The organism is Vibrio sp. TRT 21S02, assembly GCF_050113675.1.
Classification (GTDB): domain Bacteria; phylum Pseudomonadota; class Gammaproteobacteria; order Enterobacterales; family Vibrionaceae; genus Vibrio.
Genome location: NZ_JBNJOI010000009.1, coordinates 54,027 through 74,085, shown reverse-complemented (window position 1 = coordinate 74,085; position 20,059 = coordinate 54,027). Strand labels below are relative to the sequence as shown.

34 protein-coding genes are annotated in these 20,059 nt (G+C 45.1%); 22 read left to right on the top strand and 12 right to left on the bottom strand.

Annotation, left to right across the window (positions count from 1 at the left end; genetic code table 11):
- Nucleotides 1–124: 124 nt before the first annotated feature.
- The 9 genes from ACQEXU_RS13330 to ccoN form a co-directional block, all read right to left on the bottom strand.
- Nucleotides 125–874 (bottom strand): FNR family transcription factor, encoded by a 750-nt coding sequence (locus ACQEXU_RS13330; protein ID WP_367986421.1) that lies wholly within the window; start codon nucleotides 872–874, stop codon nucleotides 125–127.
- Between the two features lie 91 nt (nucleotides 875–965).
- Entirely contained in the window at nucleotides 966–1,631 is a 666-nt protein-coding gene (locus tag ACQEXU_RS13325) for a sulfite exporter TauE/SafE family protein (RefSeq protein ID WP_427011186.1), read from the bottom strand.
- On the bottom strand, nucleotides 1,628–1,786 hold the full coding sequence (gene ccoS, locus ACQEXU_RS13320; protein WP_427011185.1) for a cbb3-type cytochrome oxidase assembly protein CcoS: 159 nt from the start codon (nucleotides 1,784–1,786) through the stop codon (nucleotides 1,628–1,630). Before ccoS ends, ACQEXU_RS13325 begins: the two co-directional genes overlap by 4 nt.
- Entirely contained in the window at nucleotides 1,786–4,158 is a 2,373-nt protein-coding gene (locus ACQEXU_RS13315; protein WP_427011184.1) for a heavy metal translocating P-type ATPase, read from the bottom strand. The genes ccoS and ACQEXU_RS13315 overlap by 1 nt, the downstream gene beginning before the upstream one ends.
- Before the next feature lie 5 nt (nucleotides 4,159–4,163).
- Nucleotides 4,164–4,643, bottom strand: a complete 480-nt coding sequence (locus ACQEXU_RS13310) for a FixH family protein (RefSeq protein WP_427011183.1) — start codon at nucleotides 4,641–4,643, stop codon at nucleotides 4,164–4,166.
- An 81-nt stretch (nucleotides 4,644–4,724) separates the two neighbouring features.
- Nucleotides 4,725–5,699: a cytochrome-c oxidase, cbb3-type subunit III gene (ccoP, locus tag ACQEXU_RS13305; RefSeq protein ID WP_427011182.1), complete on the bottom strand. Its 975-nt coding sequence runs from the start codon at nucleotides 5,697–5,699 to the stop codon at nucleotides 4,725–4,727.
- Complete coding sequence (locus ACQEXU_RS13300; RefSeq protein WP_367986427.1) at nucleotides 5,699–5,872, bottom strand: cbb3-type cytochrome oxidase subunit 3; 174 nt, start codon at nucleotides 5,870–5,872, stop codon at nucleotides 5,699–5,701. Before ACQEXU_RS13300 ends, ccoP begins: the two co-directional genes overlap by 1 nt.
- A gap of 10 nt (nucleotides 5,873–5,882) precedes the next feature.
- Nucleotides 5,883–6,503: a cytochrome-c oxidase, cbb3-type subunit II gene (gene ccoO / locus ACQEXU_RS13295; RefSeq protein WP_367986429.1), complete on the bottom strand. Its 621-nt coding sequence runs from the start codon at nucleotides 6,501–6,503 to the stop codon at nucleotides 5,883–5,885.
- Nucleotides 6,504–6,515: 12 nt separating this feature from the next.
- The gene (gene ccoN / locus ACQEXU_RS13290) at nucleotides 6,516–7,943 is read right to left on the bottom strand and encodes a cytochrome-c oxidase, cbb3-type subunit I (protein ID WP_367986430.1); all 1,428 of its coding nucleotides are present in this window, start codon (nucleotides 7,941–7,943) and stop codon (nucleotides 6,516–6,518) included.
- 258 nt (nucleotides 7,944–8,201) lie between these two features.
- On the opposite strand from ccoN, the gene ACQEXU_RS13285 reads away from it, so the two are divergent.
- Nucleotides 8,202–8,567: a hypothetical protein gene (locus ACQEXU_RS13285; protein WP_427011181.1), complete on the top strand. Its 366-nt coding sequence runs from the start codon at nucleotides 8,202–8,204 to the stop codon at nucleotides 8,565–8,567.
- Nucleotides 8,568–8,830: 263 nt separating this feature from the next.
- On the opposite strand, the gene ACQEXU_RS13280 is transcribed toward ACQEXU_RS13285, so the two are convergent.
- Nucleotides 8,831–9,103 (bottom strand): hypothetical protein, encoded by a 273-nt coding sequence (locus tag ACQEXU_RS13280; protein WP_427011180.1) that lies wholly within the window; start codon nucleotides 9,101–9,103, stop codon nucleotides 8,831–8,833.
- Between the two features lie 314 nt (nucleotides 9,104–9,417).
- On the opposite strand from ACQEXU_RS13280, the gene ACQEXU_RS13275 reads away from it, so the two are divergent.
- Nucleotides 9,418–10,029 carry a hypothetical protein gene (locus ACQEXU_RS13275; protein ID WP_427011179.1) on the top strand — a complete coding sequence of 204 codons (612 nt, stop codon included), beginning with the start codon at nucleotides 9,418–9,420 and terminating at the stop codon, nucleotides 10,027–10,029.
- Between the two features lie 569 nt (nucleotides 10,030–10,598).
- On the opposite strand, the gene ACQEXU_RS13270 is transcribed toward ACQEXU_RS13275, so the two are convergent.
- Nucleotides 10,599–11,297 carry a hypothetical protein gene (locus ACQEXU_RS13270; RefSeq protein WP_427011178.1) on the bottom strand — a complete coding sequence of 233 codons (699 nt, stop codon included), beginning with the start codon at nucleotides 11,295–11,297 and terminating at the stop codon, nucleotides 10,599–10,601.
- A 211-nt stretch (nucleotides 11,298–11,508) separates the two neighbouring features.
- Here ACQEXU_RS13270 and ACQEXU_RS13265 point away from each other — a divergent pair, with 211 nt between their 5' ends.
- The 20 genes from ACQEXU_RS13265 (at nucleotide 11,509) to ACQEXU_RS13170 (ending at nucleotide 19,561) form a co-directional block, all read left to right on the top strand.
- Nucleotides 11,509–11,718 (top strand): hypothetical protein, encoded by a 210-nt coding sequence (locus ACQEXU_RS13265; protein ID WP_427011177.1) that lies wholly within the window; start codon nucleotides 11,509–11,511, stop codon nucleotides 11,716–11,718.
- 27 nt (nucleotides 11,719–11,745) lie between these two features.
- Complete coding sequence (locus tag ACQEXU_RS13260) at nucleotides 11,746–12,075, top strand: hypothetical protein (protein ID WP_427011176.1); 330 nt, start codon at nucleotides 11,746–11,748, stop codon at nucleotides 12,073–12,075.
- Nucleotides 12,068–12,235, top strand: coding sequence for a hypothetical protein (locus tag ACQEXU_RS13255; protein WP_427011175.1), 168 nt, complete (start codon nucleotides 12,068–12,070; stop codon nucleotides 12,233–12,235). The genes ACQEXU_RS13260 and ACQEXU_RS13255 overlap by 8 nt, the downstream gene beginning before the upstream one ends.
- Nucleotides 12,228–12,524, top strand: coding sequence for a hypothetical protein (locus ACQEXU_RS13250; RefSeq protein ID WP_427011174.1), 297 nt, complete (start codon nucleotides 12,228–12,230; stop codon nucleotides 12,522–12,524). Before ACQEXU_RS13255 ends, ACQEXU_RS13250 begins: the two co-directional genes overlap by 8 nt.
- 6 nt (nucleotides 12,525–12,530) lie before the next feature.
- The gene (locus tag ACQEXU_RS13245) at nucleotides 12,531–13,088 is read left to right on the top strand and encodes a hypothetical protein (RefSeq protein ID WP_427011173.1); all 558 of its coding nucleotides are present in this window, start codon (nucleotides 12,531–12,533) and stop codon (nucleotides 13,086–13,088) included.
- Nucleotides 13,075–13,788: a hypothetical protein gene (locus tag ACQEXU_RS13240; RefSeq protein ID WP_427011172.1), complete on the top strand. Its 714-nt coding sequence runs from the start codon at nucleotides 13,075–13,077 to the stop codon at nucleotides 13,786–13,788. Before ACQEXU_RS13245 ends, ACQEXU_RS13240 begins: the two co-directional genes overlap by 14 nt.
- Nucleotides 13,789–13,916: 128 nt before the next feature.
- On the top strand, nucleotides 13,917–14,054 hold the full coding sequence (locus tag ACQEXU_RS13235) for a hypothetical protein (protein ID WP_427011171.1): 138 nt from the start codon (nucleotides 13,917–13,919) through the stop codon (nucleotides 14,052–14,054).
- The gene (locus ACQEXU_RS13230; RefSeq protein ID WP_427011170.1) at nucleotides 14,054–14,911 is read left to right on the top strand and encodes a major capsid protein P2; all 858 of its coding nucleotides are present in this window, start codon (nucleotides 14,054–14,056) and stop codon (nucleotides 14,909–14,911) included. The genes ACQEXU_RS13235 and ACQEXU_RS13230 overlap by 1 nt, the downstream gene beginning before the upstream one ends.
- A gap of 9 nt (nucleotides 14,912–14,920) precedes the next feature.
- On the top strand, nucleotides 14,921–15,241 hold the full coding sequence (locus ACQEXU_RS13225) for a hypothetical protein (protein WP_427011169.1): 321 nt from the start codon (nucleotides 14,921–14,923) through the stop codon (nucleotides 15,239–15,241).
- 6 nt (nucleotides 15,242–15,247) lie between these two features.
- A complete protein-coding gene (locus ACQEXU_RS13220) occupies nucleotides 15,248–15,466 on the top strand; it encodes a hypothetical protein (RefSeq protein ID WP_427011168.1) in 219 nt (72 codons plus the stop codon).
- The gene (locus ACQEXU_RS13215) at nucleotides 15,444–15,809 is read left to right on the top strand and encodes a hypothetical protein (protein WP_427011167.1); all 366 of its coding nucleotides are present in this window, start codon (nucleotides 15,444–15,446) and stop codon (nucleotides 15,807–15,809) included. The genes ACQEXU_RS13220 and ACQEXU_RS13215 overlap by 23 nt, the downstream gene beginning before the upstream one ends.
- Complete coding sequence (locus ACQEXU_RS13210; RefSeq protein ID WP_427011166.1) at nucleotides 15,809–16,288, top strand: hypothetical protein; 480 nt, start codon at nucleotides 15,809–15,811, stop codon at nucleotides 16,286–16,288. Before ACQEXU_RS13215 ends, ACQEXU_RS13210 begins: the two co-directional genes overlap by 1 nt.
- Nucleotides 16,288–17,007, top strand: coding sequence for a hypothetical protein (locus tag ACQEXU_RS13205; protein ID WP_427011165.1), 720 nt, complete (start codon nucleotides 16,288–16,290; stop codon nucleotides 17,005–17,007). The genes ACQEXU_RS13210 and ACQEXU_RS13205 overlap by 1 nt, the downstream gene beginning before the upstream one ends.
- Nucleotides 17,007–17,693: a hypothetical protein gene (locus ACQEXU_RS13200; protein WP_427011164.1), complete on the top strand. Its 687-nt coding sequence runs from the start codon at nucleotides 17,007–17,009 to the stop codon at nucleotides 17,691–17,693. Before ACQEXU_RS13205 ends, ACQEXU_RS13200 begins: the two co-directional genes overlap by 1 nt.
- 11 nt (nucleotides 17,694–17,704) lie before the next feature.
- Nucleotides 17,705–17,878, top strand: coding sequence for a hypothetical protein (locus ACQEXU_RS13195; RefSeq protein ID WP_427011163.1), 174 nt, complete (start codon nucleotides 17,705–17,707; stop codon nucleotides 17,876–17,878).
- A gap of 17 nt (nucleotides 17,879–17,895) precedes the next feature.
- Complete coding sequence (locus tag ACQEXU_RS13190) at nucleotides 17,896–18,030, top strand: hypothetical protein (RefSeq protein WP_427011162.1); 135 nt, start codon at nucleotides 17,896–17,898, stop codon at nucleotides 18,028–18,030.
- 78 nt (nucleotides 18,031–18,108) lie between these two features.
- Nucleotides 18,109–18,528: a structural protein gene (locus ACQEXU_RS13185; RefSeq protein WP_427011161.1), complete on the top strand. Its 420-nt coding sequence runs from the start codon at nucleotides 18,109–18,111 to the stop codon at nucleotides 18,526–18,528.
- Nucleotides 18,509–18,898 carry a hypothetical protein gene (locus ACQEXU_RS13180; protein ID WP_427011160.1) on the top strand — a complete coding sequence of 130 codons (390 nt, stop codon included), beginning with the start codon at nucleotides 18,509–18,511 and terminating at the stop codon, nucleotides 18,896–18,898. Before ACQEXU_RS13185 ends, ACQEXU_RS13180 begins: the two co-directional genes overlap by 20 nt.
- The gene (locus ACQEXU_RS13175) at nucleotides 18,895–19,305 is read left to right on the top strand and encodes a hypothetical protein (RefSeq protein ID WP_427011159.1); all 411 of its coding nucleotides are present in this window, start codon (nucleotides 18,895–18,897) and stop codon (nucleotides 19,303–19,305) included. Before ACQEXU_RS13180 ends, ACQEXU_RS13175 begins: the two co-directional genes overlap by 4 nt.
- Nucleotides 19,306–19,438: 133 nt before the next feature.
- A complete protein-coding gene (locus ACQEXU_RS13170) occupies nucleotides 19,439–19,561 on the top strand; it encodes a hypothetical protein (protein WP_427011158.1) in 123 nt (40 codons plus the stop codon).
- 4 nt (nucleotides 19,562–19,565) lie between these two features.
- Here the strand turns inward: ACQEXU_RS13170 and ACQEXU_RS13165 are convergent, their stop codons facing one another.
- Nucleotides 19,566–19,985 (bottom strand): DUF3653 domain-containing protein, encoded by a 420-nt coding sequence (locus ACQEXU_RS13165; protein WP_427011157.1) that lies wholly within the window; start codon nucleotides 19,983–19,985, stop codon nucleotides 19,566–19,568.
- Nucleotides 19,986–20,059 lie beyond the last annotated feature (74 nt).

The window sequence follows — 20,059 nt, the reverse complement described above, 5'->3', positions numbered from 1 at the left end:
CTCCTTACAGAGAGTTGAGTCATATGACTAATGTAGCCTAATTCAATTAAGAGTTTTAGAAAAAACGGAAGGATTTTAGGAGAAGTATGATGTAGCTCAGCTTAGAGCTACATCATTGACTTAATTACGATTCTTTGGATACGCCTGCAAGTTCCATAAGAGCATCGTGATCCAAAATAGTGATGTATTTGCCTTTAACACTTAGAATTTCAGATTTCTGGAAACGACCTAGTAGGCGACTAATGGTTTCTACTGTTAAACCAAGGTAGTTACCAATATCGCCACGAGTCATTGTTAAACGAAATTCTCTCGGACTAAAGCCACGCTGAGAAAAGCGAGTAGAAAGGTTATACAAAAATGCGGCAAGTCGTTCTTCAGCATTTTTCTTTGAAAGTAAAAGGATCATTTCCTGATCACCTTTTATTTCATTACTCATTAAACGCATGATTTGCTGACGCAGTTTAGGCATCTTTCCTGATAAGTCATCTAGGATTTCATAGGGTATTTCACATACCATCGAGGTTTCTAAAGCCTGAGCGAAACTAGGGTGAGCATCACCGGTAATCGCATCAAAGCCCACTAAATCTCCGGCAAGATGAAAAGCTGTGATTTGTTCATCGCCTTGTTCCGTGATGGTGTAACTTTTTATTGTTCCAGAACGAATCGCATATAGAGATTTCAGCTCGTCACCAGCTTTAAAAAGCTCCTGACCTTTTTGTATCGGCTTTTTACGCTCAATGATCTGATCTAATTGATCGAGCTCAGACTCATTAAGTGTAAATGGGATACAAAGCTGACTAATACTGCAATCCTGACAATGGATAGCACAACCACCAGATTGAATGCGTTTGGTTGCAGGCTTTTCAGAAATCATAATAACCTTTCACTATTTGATATACATCAATATTTTAGCATCCATTACCTATAAAGGACAGCTAAAAAAGGTGCCCTAAAACAGATATCTATCAACTAAGTGCGAGTAATTTAACCGATCCATACGCTGTATGAATGCCGTAAATAAGAATAACCAGAGCACCAATATTTCTGAAATAGAGATTTTGTTGCAATTTATGTAAATACGAGGCTCCATAACCGACGAATAGCATCGCAGGTAGGGTGCCTAAGCCAAAACTCAGCATAACTAAGCTACCGTTAATTGAGCTACCTGAAACCGCCGCCCAAGTGAGCATAGAGTACACGAGCCCACATGGGAGCCATCCCCAAATGAAACCAAAGGGCAGCGCATAAAAAGGGCTTTTCAACGGAAGAAAAAACTTACCCGCAGGGGAAATGTACCGCCATAAATATTGTCCTAATTTTTCGATAGCGAGTAGTCCGTGCCACCAACGACCGATATACAAAGCCAATAAAATCATAAACAATGCGGTAAGTAGTCTTAACCAAGCCAGTACATTATTAATTTGGCTAAATTCTGCGACGGACGCGACAGCCCCCCCGATGATGAAACCAAATAGAGCGTAGCTAATAAGTCGCCCCAAATTATAAAACAGAGGAATTGCAGGGTGAGGCTTGGAAGAAGATAGCAAAGAGGCAATACCTCCACACATCCCCATACAATGGCCTGCACCGACCAAACCAACGAAAAACGCACCAATCCAATCAGGTATCATGACTTATCGTTCTTGTCATCTTCATCAAACAAAATGTTGTGACCTTGGCGTTCTAGATCCTCAAACTGTTCACTTTTCACAGCCCATAAAAATACGGCTACCGCCACACAAACCAACGCAATAGCAATAGGGATCAATATATACAGACTTTCCATTAGCGGTCTTGTTCCTTTAACAAACGTAGCGAGTTCGATATTACAATAATTGAGCTTGCAGACATACCAACAACTGCAATATAAGGAGCAACAAGCCCAGCAACAGCGAGAGGCAATATCAATAAATTATATCCAAGAGACCAAGCTAGGTTTTCACGAATAATTTTGCGAGTTCTCAGTGCCAAATATCGAGCTTTTAGTACACGATCAAGCTGGTCACCTAAAAGCACCATATCTGCTGACGCTTTTGCCACATCGGCGCCGCCCCCCATAGCAATGGATAAGTGAGCACCAGCCAGAGTTGGGGCATCGTTGATACCATCGCCAATCATCATCGTAATATCTGAGCTCTCAAGTGCCTTTAAATAAGCAAGTTTATCTTGCGGTTTTGCACCTGCAACTACATTTGAAATACCAATTTTAGTCGCAACTGCTTGAGCATTTTGCTCAATATCGCCAGTCAACAAAGTTACTTTTACACCTGATTTTTTAAACTGCTCAATAAACAGCTTTGCTTCTGTACGAATAGGGTCATGATAAGAAAACGTCGCAACATGTTTGCCACTAATTGACATGTAAACAGAGCTTGGATGTGAGTTAGTGGCGTCATTTAACACAAATTGAGCGCTACCAATCTTAACTGGCTCACCTTCGTAAATACCTTTTAAGCCAGATCCAATTACATTCTCTACACCCGTCACGTTGAGGTTTTGATTCGAATACACTTTAAAAGCACGAGCTATAGGATGATTTGCATGCGCCTCTAATGACGTAGCAATAGCAAGTGCTTCTTCCTTGTTAACATCTCCAATAATCTCCACGTCGCTTATTTCAATATCACCATGAGTCAAGGTACCGGTTTTATCAACAATAAGGTGGTTTACTTTACACAAGGTTTCAAAAACGTGGCTTTTACGGAGCAAAATTCCAAAATTGCCCATACGAGACGTTGCGCATGTTAGAGCCGTTGGAGTGGCAAGGGATAGGGCACACGGACAAGTAGCGACCAAAACCGAAAGCATGATCCAAAATGCATCTTCAGGTTTCGCGTCATGCCAGAAAAACCAGGTAGCAGCTGCGATAATCAAGATCGCGCCGACAAAATAACGGGCAACTATGTCTGCAACCTCAGCAATTTTAGGTTTGGACATCTGAGCTTCATCTTGTAAGCGTACAATATTAGAAATCATAGAATCGGCTTTCGAAGAAGTGACTTCTAACTCGAAAGACTCTTCACCATTTAGTGTTCCCGCATACACGAAATCATCGGTTTGTTTTACAACAGGAATAGATTCGCCTGTCAGCATTGATTCATCAATATGAACGCGTCCTTTGATGATTTTACCGTCGGCAGGAATGTGCTCACCAGGTAGAACACGGATTTTATCGCCTACTTTAAGTGATTTGACCGGGATCTGATCGCCATCAAGCGTCGTGGCAATTGCTGGGATAAGCTTTAATAGATTACCACTTGCTGCCGCAGCTTTACGGCGAGCTCGCATTTCAAGAAATCGCCCGACCAAAAGAAAGAAAGCGAACATGGAGATAGATTCGAAGAATACTTCACCTTGCTCCGTGACAGTGGCAACGAGACTAGCGCAATAAGCAAAAATCATCGCAATAGAAACCGGCACATCCATGCCTAATGTGCGGCTCCTCAAGCTACGCCATGCGTTAAGATAAAAAGGTAGAGCAGAGTAGAGCATCACGGGTGTAGCGAAGATCAAGCTAACCCAACGGAAATAGCTTTTAAATTCTGGTTCAAGATCACCGAATACCTCAAGGTACAATGCAACAGCAAGCATCATAACTTGCATAGTTGCTAAACCTGCGATGCCTAATCTGTAAAGGTATTGCTTCATCATTTGATGGTAAGAAGCTTCTTGTTTATCAGCTTCAAAGGGTGCGGCCTTGTAGCCTAATCGATGAATGATACTAAGTAACTCACTCAGCCGGGCTTTAGATTTATCCCATGTAAGTAGGGCGCGATTCGTCGTTGTATTAACGCGAATTGAATAGACACCATGCTCTTTAGTTAATTGCTTCTCAATCAACCATGCACAAGCAGCACAAGACACACCCTCAAGTGACAGTGTCACCTCGGATAGATTATCTCGATTTCGCACGAACTCAGATTGTACTTCTTCATTATCGTAATGAATCAAAGCTTGAAGTTGTTCAGGTACTAAGTCTGCTTTTTCAGCAGGCGCTGTTCGATATTGGTAATAGGAGACAAGCCCACTCTCGATAATGGTACGTGCTACGGACTCACATCCTGGGCAACACATATCGCGGACTTCACCTAATATTTCCACGTTGTAGTCCGTGTTGACTGGTACTTCTTCACCACAGTGATAACACGATTTGCACATATTACTTAATTCATTAGCTGGGTTGGAGATGACGATGGGAAGCCGACACGTCCTTGAATAAGCCACTCAGAGTTATGAGGGGTGAGCTCAATAAACCATGGACCTTGAAGCTCTTGTTCTAGAGTGAAGCGATACATACCTTTGGCATCAGAAGTGAGCAACTTACTGAAGTCACGATCAGGGAGAGTCCGATGAGCAAACATTGCAGTAATTGCAGGGTAATGCTCAAGTTCACCTTTATCAAAACGGATTACAATATCATTGCCATCTGAATAAACTGATGCACCCAGTTTTAATTCTTTCGCAATGTTTATTTTAGAAAGATCGATATTTATACCTTTACCTTTTTTATAGTAATCCTCAGTAACAAGAGACACTGAATTTTGTGAGAATACAATTACCGTGATAATCGTCCATACCACTACTGTCAGCGGTAGAATGATTAGAAACCACGGCCAGAATTGTTTATACCAAGGCTTTACCATAAAAAAGTTCTCAACTACTAAATGAAACAGGATAAATCTATAGGAAAGACAGCCCCTTAGAAAGGGGCTGTTATTGAAATGTTACTTATTGTCAGAATTGTTTAGGCTCCAAACATAAGCTGATACAAGCTGAACTTTATCTTCACCAAGAAGATCTTTCCATGCTGGCATCACACCAGAACGGCCATTCATGACTGTTTCAGTTACATCTGCACGTGAACCGCCGAATAACCAATATTGGTCGGTCAAATCAGGTGCACCAACAGCAGGGTTACCCTTACCATCAGTACCATGACAAGCCGCACACACGACGAAGCGAGCTTTGCCAGCTTCTGCTTCACGAGCATTTACTGAGCGTCCAGATAGGCTAAGTGTATAGCTAACAACTTCCTTTACGCCGTCTTCACCAAGCGCGTCTTTCCAACCTGGCATTTGGCCAATACGGCCTTGCATGATTGTTGTGACAATTGCTTGAGGCTCACCACCGTACAGCCATGCATTATCAGTCAGGTTAGGGAACCCTTTCTGACCACGGGCATCCGAACCATGACACTGAGAACAGTTTTGCAAGAACAAACGTTGACCAACTTTAACAGCTTCCTCATTAGAAGCAATTTCATGAATTGGGCGTAAGCCGTTTTCATTGTAAGCAAGTTGTTTAAATGCTTCACCAAAGTAAGCATCAGCATCATCTAACTCTTTTGCATATTGAACTAAACGCTTGTTTTCTTGAGCCGAACTAATAGAGGCTTTCGATTGCTCTAGGGAAGTTACGGTTTGATCCGAGCTTTGCCAGCCTAGTACACCTTTAAAGTTACCCAGACCAGGGTACAGTGTTAGATAGATAGCAGCGAATACAAACGTACCGACGAATAGGTAAGTCCACCACTTAGGCAGTGGGTTATTAAGCTCGCGAATACCATCGTACTCATGCCCCATGTCTTCGCCTTCTTCGACACCCATTTTATCTTTTAGGCACCAGATCAAAAGCGCAGCACAGCCAAGCAATGTACCAACGGTGATTACGATGATCCATAGACTCCAAAATGTAGTCATTACTTAGTCACTCCTTGTTCTTTTGAGGGGGTCTTCTCCTCATCAGCAAATACTAAGTTTGCAGCCTCATCAAAACGAGCTTTACGACTTTTGCCATAAGCCCACCAGACTACACCTAGAAAGCTAACAAAAAGAACTATGGTCCAAATACTGTGAATAGTACCGATATCCATAATTTTCCCCTTACTTCATTGCATGACCAAGAGACTGAAGGTAAGCAATGATGGCATCCATCTCTGTTTTCCCTTCGACATCTTTCGCTGCATTTGCAATTTGCTCATCCGTGTATGGCACACCAAACTGGTTGCGGAACACTTCTAGTTTCTTCTGCGTCAACTTTCCATCAAGCACATTGTCTGCAAGCCAAGGGAATGCAGGCATATTTGACTCAGGAACAAGTTCACGAGGGTCTAGTAAATGGACTCGGTGCCACTCATCTGAGTAACGACCACCGACACGAGCTAAGTCTGGGCCAGTACGTTTTGAACCCCAAAGGAAAGGGTGTTCCCAAACACTTTCACCGGCAACAGAGTAGTGACCATAACGTTCTGTTTCTGAGCGGAATGGACGGATCATTTGGCTGTGACATACATTACAACCTTCTCGGATATAGACATCTCGACCTTCCATTTCAAGCGCAGTGTAAGGACGTAGATTGTCTACAGCTTCATTTGTTTGCTTTTGGAAAATCAACGGTGTGATTTCTACCAAAGCACCCAAACTGATAGCAAAAACAATTAAAATCGCCAGTAAGCCGACATTGCGTTCAACAACTTCATGGCGATTGTTAGAATTTGAGCTCATTCTTAAATCTCCTTAGACAGGTTGCTGTATAGCTTTCAGGCTATTTTTAGGTGCGTTAATTGTCTTATAGGCGTTGTATGCCATTAGGAACATTCCTGATAAGAAAATAAAACCACCAATAAAGCGAACAGTGTAGAACGGATAAGAGGCTTGTACAGACTCAACAAAGCTGTATGTCAACGTACCATCTGAGTTAACCGCACGCCACATCAGGCCTTGCATAACACCAGAGATCCACATTGCAACGATATACAGAACAGTACCGATTGTCGCTAACCAGAAGTGAGCATTGATCAAACCGACAGAGTACATACGCTCTTGTCCAAACAAACGAGGAATTAAGTGATAAACCGAACCGATGGAGACCATTGCAACCCAACCTAAAGCTCCTGAGTGAACATGACCAACAGTCCAGTCAGTGTAGTGAGAAAGCGCGTTTACGGTCTTAATTGACATCATCGGACCTTCGAAGGTCGACATGCCGTAGAATGATAAAGATACGATCAAGAATCGTAAAATTGGATCGTAGCGAAGCTTATGCCAAGCACCAGACAGTGTCATGATACCGTTAATCATACCACCCCATGAAGGAGCAAATAGGACCAAAGACATAACCATTCCCAAAGACTGAGTCCAGTCAGGTAACGCTGTATAGTGAAGGTGGTGAGGACCAGCCCAAATATAAAGAGAGACTAGAGCCCAAAAGTGAACAATTGATAAACGGTAAGAATAAACAGGGCGTTCAGCTTGCTTGGGTACAAAATAATACATCATACCTAGGAAACCGGCCGTAAGTAGGAAACCTACTGCATTATGACCGTACCACCATTGCACCATTGCATCTACTGCACCTGAATAGATCGAGTACGACTTTCCAAGCGCAACTGGAATAGCCATGCTATTCACTATATGTAGCACAGCTACAGTAATAATAAAGGCACCGAAGAACCAGTTTGCCACGTAGATGTGAGAAGTATTACGCTTAATGAGTGTTCCAAAGAACACTACAGCGTATGCTACCCATACAACTGCAATAGCAATGTCGATAGGCCATTCCAGCTCTGCATACTCTTTACCAGAGGTATAACCCAACGGTAGAGTGATTGCAGCAGCAAGGATTATTGCTTGCCATCCCCAGAATGTGAATGGGACAAGGGGGCCACCAAAGAGGCGAGTTTGACAAGTACGCTGCACAACATAGTAGGATGTTGCGAATAGGGCACTCGTACCAAACGCGAAAATAACCGCATTAGTATGCAGAGGACGTAAGCGACTGTACGTCAACCACGGCGTATCAAAGTTTAGCTGTGGCCAAACTAATTGAGCGGCAATCAAAACACCAACAGCCATACCGACAATACCCCATAAAATAGTAACAAGGGTAAATTGACGAACGACCGTATAGTTGTAGTTTTGTTCAAGCTGCTTTTCTTGGCTCATTTGCATGCTTCCAATTTCTAATTAACTACACTTTACTTCCAACACGACTCATGTCGTAATGCCACCCAAATCATTTAGAAAAAGAACCTATTTCAATAGGTTAATAAATCTGGCCGATTTTAAAAAAAAGTGGCATTTTCAAGCGATAACTATACTTCATTTAACAATTCAATGACAGAGTAGTAACCTTACAGTCGCTCTGGTTTTAGTCCTTTTATTTTAAAACTTTGAACTTTGTTACACGGAGAACACCCGAACATGGCGGCAGAGAAACTAACACGTGTGCGTTTTGCTCAAATAATCATCATGTTAACCATTTTAGTCATTGCCTTTTTCTGGCGTACGTGGAGCTATCAAGAAGTGCATAAATTCAATTGTGAAATTGATAACAAGTGTGAGTTTAATGTGACAACTAATCACTTTGTAATAGACAAAAAAGGTGAATTTGTCGTGATTTCTAGGCCAAATATGGAATGGGAAATATCACAGCTCAAGGACAATAAAAAAAGTAGCAATACACGAGATTTTTGGAAGATCAATATTGAAGATTTGGTACAAGAAAACAATCAAATCATGTTATTAAATGAGAAAGAAAGCTACACCATAGTGGTAAGCTTTAAATAATCAAAAATCTTGTCGTGATATCACACCTAATAATCAGATTATATCGTCAGATAATAAAACTGATTATTAGGTATTTTATGGTAAATCTATTATGTTCAATTCCCATAAAGCAGGTAAAAGAAGAGGAGTTATCTTCGATAGAGTTTTTAGGATTCAAATACACCATTTAACATAAGATAGATAATACGCACTGAGATAGACAAAAAAGAAAGGTAACTTTTACCATTATATCAATTAGTTACCTTTACTTTTGGCCCACCATATTAAGCAATCTTTTTATCATTAGTTATACGTTCGACCGCTTCGATTACTCGTGAATTCTTGGAACGTTCGGCAATTATCGCAAGCAAAATCAAATCTACATCTAAATCTAAGATATCTGCTATTTCACATGCTAAATCATCACTCCAAACACCACCTTTGCCTATTTGATTAACGGTATAGTGGCTAATTTCTAAGTATCTAGCTACAGCTCTATTGCTAAGTAACTGTTTTTCAACCTTTAAACGGTTGAGTAAGTCCAATGAATTAATCATTTTTCTACCTCCAATCGCAAGCATAGATGCTGCACACGGTGGATGTCGAGTGCTTCCATCCACTATAAAAATAGTCTTTAATCGTGATCGTTCAGTTGGAGATTCAAATCGTTGAGGACTGGACAAGTCAAGTCGGGAGACTTCACAAGCCTTTCTCAGCCCCCTTAGTGATTCGAAGCGCTTATGGGGGCTATCTGAGAGAAATGCATATGAACCCCTATTATTGACCAGATTTATGAGAAAAGGATCATCAACATGTTAGATACAAGTCAAAGTTTTAGTTTCAAATCAATTCATAAGGTGGCTTAGCACTTATGAGCTTGATTAACCAAACAGGAAAACAACGTAAAGACCGCCCGCTGGCGTCTCTTAATCGTTCTGTTTTGGAAAAAATCGCTAAATGCCCTTCTAGCTCAGCTGCATTCCTAACAACTAACGGTCGTGGTATTCGCAAATCCTTTGTCCAGGACATCACAAAAGTGATGACCGTTCTGGTGAATGAAATGTGCTTTCGTTCAAACAAAGTCGGCGTTGCCACTATGCACGGTTTTTCGCTTCGTTCCTGGCAATTCATCGCGGATGAATGCGGCCTTCCTTTATGGCGCGTTAAGCAATGCACTAAGTTTGCTTTCGCTAAGGGTTGGATCACATCTAAGCAGCCACGCGAACGTTACACCGGCAAAGACAATTTAGACAGATGGCGCGGCCTAGCATCGATAAAGCGCGTAACAGAAACGTACTTCAAAGACCTTGGTATTTTAGAGCAATACCAGGAAGCCAAAGCAGCAGCTAAAGACTGGCTAAAAATGCTGTCACGTCGTCTAGGACGACCGATTAAATACATTCAAACTCCGATTACCCTTTTACGCCGCAGACGCAAAGAAGCGGCGCAAAATCTCGCTCAGCCTGAGCCTATACCCGTTTAACGTCCTTCGCTTGCTATGCCCCTTAGTTGGGGCTTTTTTTGTTGTCTTAGCCCACTCTAGGCACTTTGGTAAGTCAATTTTGTACTTAGTACGCCGTTCGGGCATGTCGTTTTCGTTTTACTCACAACATACATTTTATTAGGTGGCTACATTTCAACCATTTTCCACAGGTTTTGTGGATAACCCTGTGAGTGTGTTGATTAAACTACTCCTAGTTTTCACTATTAGTTGTTACCCCTAATATGTGGCCGGCTTAGTCTTCGACTAGAACAGATGGTATTAATGAAATTAAGAACCTTATACCTTTACCCCTCGAAACTCGGGGATAAAGGTAAGGGTACATCCCATTAAATCGCTGGAAACTCAGGTGCCTATATCTAACATCATCGAGGCGATTTAACGGGCCCCAATAACGGGACACTCCAATACAATCGAATAGCTTTCTCATTGGCGGTTAGTATCGTGGCCGTTTATATCGCTTCGCGATGGCTTAGCAAGGAAAGGAGGCGAGATTTTAAAGCAAGAAGAAAACAACCACCCGAAGGTGGTTGCTGTACGCTCAGAGGGGTTTAGATTGGGGTACTCCCCCAAAGTATTCCAGTATCGTTAGCCATTGCACCTAAAATATAGGTAGTTCCCGATTGCTCAACGGTAATCACTCGGGCTTTGTAGTCGGAACCATTCAGATTCGAGTCACTGCAGCCACTTGCGACCACGTTCTCAGCAGCGTAATACCCTTTTACTCGGTTCAGTGTTCCGTTGATGGTACAAATGCCGTTAATGGTAAACGTGCTATCGCTGTTGATTATCCACGTTGAGCCATCATCAGGATTGGTGTGGGTTCCGGTAATGTCGGCAATCTGGGCACTGTCTCCGGTACGCTCAAACGAGTACACCAGGTTCGTGTTGTCGACTACGCCGCTAATGGTCGCACCGGTACTGGTAAACGTTACAGTAGTTTCAAGGTCTGCGTCATAGGCATAAGCAGACGATGAAACGTAGGCTAACCCTTTTGTCGTCATAGTATTGTCGTTGACGGTGTGTGTGTCATTAAAATAAAGCGAGTTGTCAACGTAGTCACCAACGAGCATCGCTGTGTCTGCAAGGTCGGTATCAACAAGCATCACAACTAGATCTGTATCATTCAGATAAATGCCGTCTTTTGTGTAGGTAGAACTTTGGGTTGAATTACTGGCATCATCACCGCCACCGCCGCCACATCCAGTTAAAGCAGCTCCAATCGCCAACACAGCTAACGTTTTTTTCATGTGTTATTCCCTTATTTTCATTACGTAATGCGCCTAAAAGGCAGGGAAATTATTCACACATAAGCAAGTTGATTCAATGATGGAGTAGGCATAAATTCGAGTTGAACTGCAACTTTTGTATTAAGAGCTAAATCTTTGCCGTATAATCCATAGTATTGGCTTCGTAAAATCTCCCGACTTGTTTCTCTAACGTCAGTTAAGGAACAAGCGTATGTCTATTCTTAAAATTCAAAGGCAGCTCCCTAATCAAAATAATAAGCTGTCTCTATACCGTTCGGTTGTCTCACAACCTCTCCCGCTTCCCCAAGTGATGAGCTTTGTTCGTATTGGTGGCCAACTCACCGGCGAACAATCCGCGCTTAATACTCAAATTCTTTCACAGCTTCGACCGCTTAAAGCGGCTAACGATCCAATCTACTAACCAGTGCCGAGAGGCAGAGGAAATACAATGAAATCACCCCAAGTCATATATATCGAACTCGACAAATGCAAGCAGCAACTTGATGCGCTGTATAGCCAGATGCTTGAACTCGAAAAGCGAATGATGTCCGGTGCTGCGGCGATGCAACCACCGAAAAGCACCGGCATGATGGCCAAGCTCAACCCAATGGCCAGTGTTCCCGATCTGGACGCACTCGCGGATGTCTTCGCAGAAATGCCGGAATATCTAGAACTGCGCGCCGAGGAACGCAGCTTTCGCAAAACGTATGAAGGATTGCAGCTTGAACTTGCTCAGCTACTGATAAATCAGTACCTGCAAGGGGGTGAGCATGTTTAACACCCCTGCTTTTTATTCTGGTTATTACACACTGACGGTAGAAAGTTGCAATATCCAACGCTTTCAACGCATCAACCCCATTACGGCGGCGATTCGTGGCCATTTTCGCATGATTGATGACCACGCAAATGCCGTAAATGTGGAGGTGCAGCATGGCTAAAACGCTAATCTCTGTCCCCTGTCCTGCCTGCGGCTCTGATGCTGAGATCCGCTCCCGCGGCGGCGCACGTTCAGCCCTTGATTTAAAGTGCCCGGACTGCGGTGTGTTGTCGTTTCAAACCCGGGCAGGACAAGCCAGGCTACAAAAGCTGGTTGATGACGCCACAAAAGCACCGGTGGAGCTACCGGAAAATAAAGACTCACAGGATGTAGACCACACCGGTACACACACCGGAGAAGCACCGGAAAAAAAGGGCTTCTGGTCTGGTTTCAACACACTTATGGATTAAGAGCAAATGAACCAAGTAGATATATCACCGGAAACGGTAGAGCGTGAATATGACCTCATCGCTGAAAAATGGGGATTTGTGGCGGCGAATGACGACACGTTAGCCGCGAATGACGAACCTTGTGCACCGGAAGAATTTGAGGCCGAGCGCGTCGCCTCTCCGGAAACCGTCGACAAGATGAATCACATCGACCTTGAGCTGGCCACTCTGGAAAAATGGAAAGACGATCCGGAAGTGACACCAGAAATGCTGCGCCACGGTATCGCGGTGACGAATCAAAGTGTATCCAAGCTCAGTAAGTCAGCGGTTCGCCGTATGGTTGGTTTAGAAGCCTGTGATGATGCCATAGACGAGTTCGTTGAGGCTCTGTCACCGGTCATTATCCACCACTATCCAAAAGGTGGCCTTGTTCAGTTCTTATCAGAAAACGGCATGTACATCAGCCTGGCATTTGCTGCCTGGGGACTAGGTCAGCGCGTTTACGATGAATATTTGGAAAAAGCCGCAGCACAAGCCAAGCAAATCGAACCACAACCGGAGGTAAAGCAAGATGACAACGCGTAAAGACGGACAAATGATCATTGCCATTGGTGTATCACGCTCCGGTAAATCGGTGATCATAAAACGGATTGCCGAGAAGCGTCCCCGGGTGATTGGTTGGGACCCCAAAGGCGAATACGCCTATCAGATGGGCTTTGAAGCTTGCACGGAGCCGCAAGAGTTCTTAGAGAAGGCCCGGAGCACAACCGGAGCCGGAAAGATTGCCTTTATCAGCTCAGATCCAAAACACTTCGAGCTGTTTTGCCAGGTGGCATTTAATTTTAACCGCCAGGATCCCGCTGCAATTATCTGTGAAGAGTTGGCCGCGGTCACTGGCACAGCAAAAGCCGCCGGCGCGTGGGGACGACTCATTAACCAGGGGCTGGCCTATGAACCGCTAATTCTGGCTACGGTGCAACGCGGTCAGGAAGTGGATAAGTCCATCATGAACAATGCTTCGTTCATTCACGTGGCCATGCATAACACCGACGATGACGCGGCCTACATTGCGCGTAAGCTTGGGGTCGATATCGACTTAATCCCACGTAAGCCGCTTGAGTTCTTCCAGTGGCGCAGCGGTGCCGGTGTAGTGTGTGCCGGTCACATTGATTTTAAGGGTGCCAGCTCGAAGATATGGCAGCAAGGCTCCCCTCAATTCCGGATTGACGGAAAGCTGAAGAAGTTCCGGGATGACGGGCGTTTTGCCGGTGTTAATTACGACTAATACGTTTCATTTCATTCAGAAGCTCCGGAGACCCCGGAGCTTTTTTGTTTTCGCCTTTGACGAGTTCCGGAAGTCGTTGGTTATGGTCAGGTTTCTTTATCACTGTTCACAACCAAAGGAATTTTATTGTGGATGCAAAAACCAAGAAGAACCTAAAAGCCTGGGGCGGTACGGCGGTTGTCGTTGTTATCGTTCTGGTGGTGATTGGGTTTGCGAAAAAGAAAAGTACAAAGGTAGCGCAGGTCGCTAATAAGGTAGGTGTGTAATGTCACAACAACTCAAAGCAGCCGTACGCGCCCTCATGGCCAATGTCATTCCCCGCTCTCAAGATATCGACCGCTGGGAAAACGTTCAGGCCGGGAAAGAAGCGATTCTGACCATTCCAGTTGGTCCTACTTACTTCAAAGTAGAGATTGGCCATAACCTTTCTCTTGCCACGAATGATATCGAGTACATCAGCTTTAAGCTCAACGGTAAGGTTCATATTTGGGCAACGCCTGCCGAGCTGAAAAAGATGGCAGTCGAAGCCGGTCTAGAATGGCAAGACGATCGAATCACTGTTTACTTCGGTGACCCGTCAATGACCAGTTTAGAGGGACAGTTCCTTGGTGAGATGGTGACAAAAATTACCGACTCTTGGAAATGTTACGTCAAACTAAAATCTGGTGTTGCTGCCCCTGTTCTGACCGCTCGCGCATTGACCATGCCAGCGCAGCCAGAGCGTTATTTCCTTCCGGAAATCATCTCAACCTCACTACGTGCGAACAAAGCCGGCTTCAATGACATTCAGGTAGACAGTGAAAGCGATTTCTTTGTACGCCGTTTGTTTATGACCGGTGCTGATGCCGCTGATCTAAAAAGCATCGAGATCAAGCAGAACAACACCACCTTTATGAAAGGCACAAAAGCAGACCTGGATAAAGATTTGAAGGAATTCAAACGCGTTCCGGTCGCTGCTGACCTGGTTGTTGATTTTGTGCAGCAAGGCTTTGGCGCGCTTGGCATCTTCCATCAATACGACCCAAGCGGAAACCTTGTCTATCGCATCGAAAAAGCCGCCGCGGGTGACTTTGGTGTGTTGATTGATGGCGTTCGTATGGTGAAGCAACTACCGAAAGATTAAGGAGCGTGTATGTCTTGGAGTGATTTTTTTCAAAGCGCGCTCAATGAAGGTCTGAATGCTTACGGTGAAGTCGGTAAGGCGGAAGCCGCCGCAGAAGCCGAAAAGTGGAAGTATCTACAAAGCCAGAACACCATTCCTCAGAACACCGGGGATCCAAATGAGTTCCGCGAAGTAGAACCAGCCAAGGGGCAAGATTCAGACGGCACCACCCTGGTGCAGACGGCAAACCAGAAGTACGGCGGCTTGCCGTTGTGGGCCTGGGGTGGCATGGCCATGACGTTCTTCTTAATCGTCCTTGTCGTTGTGCTCTCCGGCTCTCGTCGGAGGTAACTGCCTATGATGGGACTACTCGGAGGCGTCACCGGTGGCGCGGGTGGTATCAGCGCAGGCGCAGGCCCGGCCACGTCGGGGTCATCGAACTCTCAAGGCTCGATGAACTTTGGCGGTATTGGTAACCGAAACGAAACCAGCACCACCGGGCTAGGCGTAGCGGTGGTTATCGTTGCATTAATTTTGGTGGGGGCGTTTTTCCATGCATCTCGAAATCGTAAATAAACCTTACTCGTCAGAGTTGGCCAAGGTGCTAATCCCGGCTTTAGGTGATTTCTCTGAAGCGATTCTGAGCGAGATAAAACGTGGTGAGTCCACGATTTGGGAAATTGGCAAAACGCTGTATGTCGTGCGTATCGAGCGCGATTTTCAGGGGTTGGAAATGGTCATTGTTGCGGCCGTTGGTTCGGACATCAAGCAATCCGCTCCGCGGGTTGTTGAGCAAGCTAACAACATTGGTTGCTACTCGATCCGTTTCCACTCTTCCCGCCCTGGTCTAGTTGAGCTGCTTGGTTTGCCGTTTCGGGAAACTGAGCGCGTTTATCGCATGAATGTTGGAGGTGAATAATGGGACGAAGTGGATCCAGTTCTGCCAGCTCTAACAGTACGGTCGTTAATACCAATAACTATGCTCTTCAAGGAGATAACGAAGGCGTAGCGGTAATGGGAAACGGTAATACGGTTACCACCACCGACCACGGCGCGGTAAATGCTGCTTTTGACCTGGGTAAAGAGTCGCTGTTCTTTGCTGATGCGGCCCTGTCATCGGCCCTCGCCTATGGTGAAGGGATATTTGATGAATCGATGGATTCAGTCAGTGACCTGACAGATAAGCACATCGAGGGACTCAACGACCTGACCATGCGGCAAGCCAGCCAGAGTCAGGAGCAAGTCGAAGCGATTAAGGAACTCGCCCAAAACGTGCAAACAGGCGGTGAAGCCGTCATCGCCGAAACCAGTAAAAACATGCTCAGGGCCGTTATGGTGGCCGTGACGATAATGGTCGTCATGGTGATACTGAGTACCTTTTTCGGGAGTAAAAAGTAATGCCATTACTTAAAGCCTACGAACGAAAACCCATCTCAGCAGAAGGACGTTATGTGTACGTTCGGGCGTGTAGTGCGCCCGTAACGATCCGCTTTTTCCCGTCCGGAGTTACGGCTACGCTGGGATTTGGTGAGCAGTATGATGTAGGTCGAAACGACCCATCAAACCGCTTTACTCGTTTAGAAGTCTACAACACTACAGGCGTGGACAATAACGTTGATATCGAAGCTGGCGAAGATGCATTTGTGGCCGCAGCTGCGGGGATTGGTTCAAGCGTCAATATCGCTTCAACCAGTATTGCGTTGCCTGTTTATCTGCAAATGCCCGCTGACATCAACTCGATGCCTCCGGTTAATTTTGCGGCTAATCAATCGGTTAATGTGGGAAATTTCCCGGCCTCTTTCCAGGTGAGTAACTTCCCTGCTTTTCCGTCTTCTTTTGAGGTGAGCAACTGGCCAGCAGTGCAAACCGTGCAGCAAAAAGATCCTGTCATTAACGGACTGGCAGACATCTCTTTTGATGTGGCCAACAAAACCATTGCTGCCAAAGCTGGCCGTAAGGGTCTGATACTGCAAGCACCTGAAACCAATCAAGGTGACATTGTTGTGCAAGGTTTCTTACGTGTTGCGCCTGGTGCAATTGTGCCGTTTCCAGCATCAAACCAGATCTCATTAGCCGGCACAGTCGGTGATGCCCTTTACGTTGGGGAGGAAATGTAATGCACTTTGGTTACCTTCCTCCTCGTCAGGCCATTGCAGAGAACTTGCTGATTAACCCTCGTGGAAAAATCAATCAGGCAAGTGAGCCAGACGGCACGATTGCTGCGGGTGACTATTTCTGTGATGGATGGAAAGCCGGCACGTCAGGATGTGAAGTTTACATCGATGCGGATGGCTTTCGCCTGGTCAGTGGGTCAATCATTCAGTTGATACCTAACAACCTAGAAGCCGCTCGCCTTATTCGTACCAATATGGATATTGTGACCGGGTCACCTGCTATCAAAGTAAACGGTAGAGCCAATAAAGCCCTGGCTGGAGCCGGCGAATACATCACCATTGAAATCAGTGGCGACAACTCTAAGTTTACCCGCGTTGTGGCCGCAGATAGCAAGGTTAAGCCTGTTTATTGTCAGGCAGCTAATGAACTTGAACAGTGTCAGCGCTTCTATTTTGCCACTAAGCGTAATCACTGGTTACACCCAATCAATACATCTGAGTCACATCGCAGAGGCCAGATAGAGCTTCCTGTGGAAATGGCGTCAACTCCAGCCGTCTACAACATCCAAGACACATACGCGTCTGATTTAAAAGCGCAATGGATATCAACGCAAGGCGTCACGATGATGGCAACAAGTACAGGCTTTTCGATGGTCCAACCTGGACTTACCTTTGATGCTCGGCCGTAAGGAAGAAATCAATGAAATACGCAAACATGGACAAAAATACAGTCATCGCAACTAACCCTAAAACTGGTGTTAGAGCATACATCCCTCGCGGCCATCGCTTTTGGTCTCAATGGGGCATTGATGCCGCTGAACAAGCCGGCACTATCGAACCCGCGGACCCGGACCCAACACAGGAGGCAGTGTGAAACACGGATACCTGCTTGTGTTCCTGGTCGTCGCTGTAGGCATCAGTTTTGTTGCATTCAGACGCAAGGAGACTGAAGAAGAGATTCTGATGAACGTACCAGGCGCAAGCGCACAAGCAGCCTTTGACCCGTCAAAGCTACCCGGGGCTTAGCCTATGAACAGAATTTACATAATTATCGCCGCGCTTATTGCGCTATACGCTTTACTCATCACAAAAGGAGAATCAATCATGTCGCGAGATATCATTGACAAATTGCCAGGTAGCTCACCACGAGGTATCCGAAACAAGAACCCTGGCAACATTGAAGACAACGGAACCCCTTGGCGTGGCCGACTTGGGAACGATGGTCGCTTTATCATCTTCGATAAACCAGAAAATGGTATTCGAGCCATAGCTCGTATTCTCAACACATACCAAAGCAAGTACAACATCAATACACTTGAAGGCATCATCAATCGTTGGGCACCTCCTCATGAAAATGATACAGATGCTTACATCACACATGCGGAGAAAGTCCTAAAGATTTCGCGGCACACCCCAATTGGTTATCAACATTATGAGCCATTAATTAAGGTGATCATCAAGCACGAGAACGGAGTTCAACCATACGATAGCAAGGTTATTCGCGATGGTATTGAAGCAGCGTAGTACAACGCTAAACCTGGTGATGGTGCTTGCCATCATCACCATCATTTATCTAATTGCGCGCAGTCTGGCCAAAGGTACTTTTAAGGCCCTGGACAGTGCAGCAAATAATGTGACAAAACCCGCGGGTGACGTTCTTAGTGACATCACGTCCAGTATCAACGGACATCAGCCCGTCGAGCTGACCGCCCTGGTCATCGATGATCATCATCTTAACTGGGATTACACCCTGACCAGTGAAGCGGAGCGCGTATTTTGGAAAGTTCCCGAATACCAGGGAATTCTCTACAAACTATTTGGCACCAAAGGCCGAGCCATGAAACCTCAGTACCGGCACTTGATTGGGCGACCACTCACAGAGGACAGCATATGATTGGAGCAATAGCAAACCTCATTACTGGCGGCATCGATGCGTACAAGCAGCACGGCAAAAACAAAGCTGAAGCACTTAAACGCAAAGATGAAATCGAGCAAGCCAAGCACCAGGCTAAAGTCAAACGCTTAGCAAGTGGTGAAGAAAAAGCCGCAGACCTGGACGAACTCTCTATCAAAGACCGGGGCTGGAAAGATGAATTTATACTATTGGCCGTATTCATTCCTCTTGTACTCTCGTTCTTCCCCAATTACGCCCCGACCGTAGCCGCTGGATTCGAAGCACTACAAGCTATCCCTGATTATTACTGGTACGTGGTAGCTGCGGTAGTGATAGATACACTCGGAATGCGCGCAATGCTTCGCTACTTGCTCGAATTCTTCTCACACAAATTCAGGGGAAAATAAGAAATGGATTTTCTAAACGGGTGGACAATAACGCCCGACACATTAATCAGTCTGTGGCTAGCATTTCAGCTCACCAGAGTAACAAGCAATCACAACCTACGAATTACACTACTTGAAAAAGGACAGAAACCAGATGGCGACTAAGAAAGAAGCACTGAAGAAAGACGGAACACTGAAAAAGGGATTTCGTTGGGGCAAAGGTGGACGAATCATCGAAGCCAAGAAAAAGCCGGCTAAACGCAAAAAGCGTAAATAAGCCGCTAACCACTAGAAACAGGGCGACGACCGCCCTGTTTACTTTTAAGCCTATAACGTTTCTTTTTTTTACGCCTGAACTCGATCACATTCGAAGTCGTCTTTAAACACACCCTGATATCTAACTCCATTAGATCATACGCCGTTAGCTCCCTGCCTCCTGGCGTAAACATCTTATCGCCACGAATCTTAAAGCCTCGCCAAGCCTTAGAGGTAGGCAAATAACCTCGATGAATAATCAGGAGCAAGCGCACGACAGACAAAGGCCATGTGCCTTTAGCCAGCCAGTTTTTAACCGTATTAGGATGAACGCCGAAGTATTCCGCGGCCTCTTTGTGGTCGTCAAAGTGCCAAAGGAGAAGATCCTTTATTTGATTTTTGTATAGGCCATTGTCGAAAAGTTCGTCTTTTACTGCTTTTTTCATGTGATCTTGTTCTCATTCTTATAAAGGGAACAAAAATCATATTTTTCAAGGCTTTTGGTGACAATAAACAGCAG